Origin of the sequence: Sphingomonas sp. CCH9-E2 (assembly GCF_001557215.1) — a bacterium.
Classification (GTDB): Bacteria; Pseudomonadota; Alphaproteobacteria; order Sphingomonadales; family Sphingomonadaceae; genus Sphingomonas.
The window spans coordinates 1-512 of record NZ_LSJM01000225.1 but is presented as its reverse complement, the minus strand read 5'-3'; the positions used below and the strand labels follow the sequence as shown (position 1 = coordinate 512).

The 512-nt window shown below is 68.2% G+C and carries 1 protein-coding gene; it reads right to left on the bottom strand.

Annotated elements, in window-relative coordinates; translation table 11 throughout:
* Positions 1 to 105: 105 nt before the first annotated feature.
* A partial coding sequence (locus AX681_RS10515; protein WP_156456073.1) for an EAL domain-containing protein occupies positions 106 to 512 on the bottom strand: 407 nt, incomplete at its 5' end.

Genomic DNA, 512 nt, shown 5'->3' with positions numbered 1-512 from the left:
TCCGCTGCTGCGATATGCCCCCGGCATATCGCTGATCGCAGCTACGCCCCCTCCGCCAGCGCTTCGCGCTGCCACCTCCCTGCGCGGCAGGGGAGCAATTAGCGCTTAGCCCGCCATCCGGTCCGGGCGCTGGATCGGCAGTTCGCTCTCGATCGTGGGCTCGGGCGGAGCTTGCACCAGCAACCGGCGCTCCGCGAGCAGGCGGCGCGCGCCGCTGACCGACAGCGGCTTGCCATAATGCCAGCCCTGCGCCTTGGCACAGCCCAGCGCCTTGAGCCGCGTCGCGATCGCCTCGTCCTCCACGCCCTCGGCGGTGATCGGCAGATTGAGGCTTTCGCCCAGCGATACGATCGCGTTGACGATCGCCGCCGAATCCGCGCTCTCGTTGAGCGAGATGACGAAGCTCTTGTCGATCTTGATCCGGTCGAACGGCAGCGCGCGCAGGTGCGCCAGCGAGGAGTAGCCAGTGCCGAAATCGTCGAGCGCCAGCCGCACGCCCTGATTCTTCAGGC